Annotated in this window: 2 rRNA genes (1 of these 2 cut by a window edge); both read right to left on the reverse strand. The window is 51.0% G+C overall.

The features are described 5' to 3' along the window. Positions 1–78: 78 nt before the first annotated feature. A 5S ribosomal RNA gene (rrf, locus tag AACY98_RS10740) occupies positions 79–194 on the reverse strand. Positions 195–361: 167 nt separating this feature from the next. Next, positions 362–2,500: ribosomal RNA gene (locus tag AACY98_RS10745) — 23S ribosomal RNA — on the reverse strand (it continues 757 nt past the right edge of the window).

The following is a 2,500-nucleotide window of genomic DNA, read 5'->3' on the forward strand; positions in this document are numbered from 1 at the left end:
TTATGTTTGTAATGCTTCTTTCCCCGCCAATAAAAAAGCCCCCTGTGTTTAGCAGAGGGCTTTTCCGTAGCATAAATAGTCTGACGATGTCCTACTTTCACACCCGGCAATTGGGCACTATCATCGGCGCTAAGGCGTTTCACTGTCCTGTTCGGGATGGGAAGGAGTGGTGCCACCTTGCTATGGTCATCAGACTGTAACCTGTTGTTCTGAAGAAAGAGCTCGTTACCAAGCTCCCGCTTCTCAATTCATATCATCGCTAATCAGCTTATCTTGATTGGCGCCTCTTTCATATAAAAGGGCATAAATCACGTATTCATTTTCGCAGTGACCTACTTTTCACTTTGTCAATCAAAGTTATAGGGTCAAGCCTCACGAGCAATTAGTACCGGTTAGCTACGTACATTACTGCACTTCCACACCCGGCCTATCAACGTCCTGGTCTCGAACGACTCTTCAGGGGGCTCTAGGCCCCGGCAAGACTTATCTTGAGACGAGTTTCCCGCTTAGATGCTTTCAGCGGTTATCTCTTCCGCACTTAGCTACTCGGCAATGCCACTGGCGTGACAACCGATACACCAGAGGTGCGTCCACTCCGGTCCTCTCGTACTAGGAGCAGGCTCTCTCAATCTTGCAGCGCCCACGGAAGATAGGGACCAAACTGTCTCACGACGTTTTAAACCCAGCTCACGTACCTCTTTAAATGGCGAACAGCCATACCCTTGGGACCGGCTACAGCCCCAGGATGAGATGAGCCGACATCGAGGTGCCAAACACCGCCGTCGATATGAACTCTTGGGCGGTATCAGCCTGTTATCCCCAGAGTACCTTTTATCCGTTGAGCGATGGCCCTTCCATTCAGAACCACCGGATCACTATGTCCTGCTTTCGCATCTGCTCGACTTGTCAGTCTCGCAGTTAAGCACGCTTGTACCATTGCACTATCAGCACGATTTCCGACCGTGCCTAGCGTACCTTCGAACTCCTCCGTTACACTTTAGGAGGAGACCGCCCCAGTCAAACTGCCTACCATGCACTGTCCCCAGTCCCGATTCAGGGACCTAGGTTAGAACCTCAAACACACCAGGGTGGTATTTCAAGGGCGGCTCTGCGCATACTAGCGTACACGCTTCATAGCCTCCCACCTATCCTACACAGATATATTCAAAGTCCAATACAAAGCTACAGTAAAGGTTCATGGGGTCTTTCCGTCTTTCCGCGGGGAGATTGCATCATCACAAACATTTCAACTTCGCTGAGTCTCTGGAGGAGACAGTGTGGCCATCGTTATGCCATTCGTGCAGGTCGGAACTTACCCGACAAGGAATTTCGCTACCTTAGGACCGTTATAGTTACGGCCGCCGTTTACTGGGACTTCAATCAAGAGCTTGCACCCCATCATTTAATCTTCCAGCACCGGGCAGGCATCACACCCTATACTTCCACTTTCGTGTTAGCAGAGTGCTGTGTTTTTAATAAACAGTCGCAGCCACCTATTCTCTGCGGCCCCCTTCGGCTCCCGTTGTTCACGTTCACCTACCAAGGGCACACCTTCTCCCGAAGTTACGGTGTCAATTTGCCGAGTTCCTTCTCCAGAGTTCTCTCAAGCGCCTTAGAATACTCATCTCGCGCACCAGTGTCGGTTTGCGGTACGGTCGTGTTGTAGCTGAAGCTTAGTGGCTTTTCTTGGAAGCTGGGTATCACTCACTTCAGGTCCGTAGACCCTCGTCCTCATCCTCAGTGTTTAAATAGGAGTCCGGATTTGCCTAAACTCCCCACCTACGAATCGCAACAGCCTATTCCAACAGGCTGATGAGCTAACCTTCTTCGTCCCCACATCGCACTACAACTCGGTACAGGAATATTAACCTGTTTCCCATCAGCTACGCATCTCTGCCTCGCCTTAGGGGCCGACTCACCCTACGCCGATGAACGTTGCGTAGGAAACCTTGCGCTTTCGGCGAAGGGGCTTTTCACCCCTTTTAACGCTACTCATGTCAGCATTCGCACTTCTGATACCTCCAGCAAACCTCACAGTTCACCTTCTCAGGCTTACAGAACGCTCTCCTACCACGCACAGTCAAACTGTGCATCCGCAGCTTCGGTAACTGGCTTGAGCCCCGTTACATCTTCCGCGCAGGACGACTCGATCAGTGAGCTATTACGCTTTCTTTAAAGGATGGCTGCTTCTAAGCCAACCTCCTGACTGTCTATGCCTTCCCACTTCGTTTCCCACTTAGCCAATTTTGGGGACCTTAGCTGGCGGTCTGGGTTGTTTCCCTCTTGTGTCCGGACGTTAGCACCCGGTGCACTGTCTCCCAAGCTCATACTCATCGGTATTCGGAGTTTGCCATGGTTTGGTAAGTCGCCATGACCCCCTAGCCATAACAGTGCTCTACCCCCGATGGTAATACTTGAGGCACTACCTAAATAGTTTTCGGAGAGAACCAGCTATTTCCAAGTTTGTTTAGCCTTTCACCCCTATCCACAGCTCATCCGC

It is taken from the genome of Saezia sanguinis, assembly GCF_963921665.1.
In the GTDB taxonomy this organism is placed as follows: Bacteria; Pseudomonadota; Gammaproteobacteria; order Burkholderiales; family Burkholderiaceae_C; genus Saezia; species Saezia sanguinis.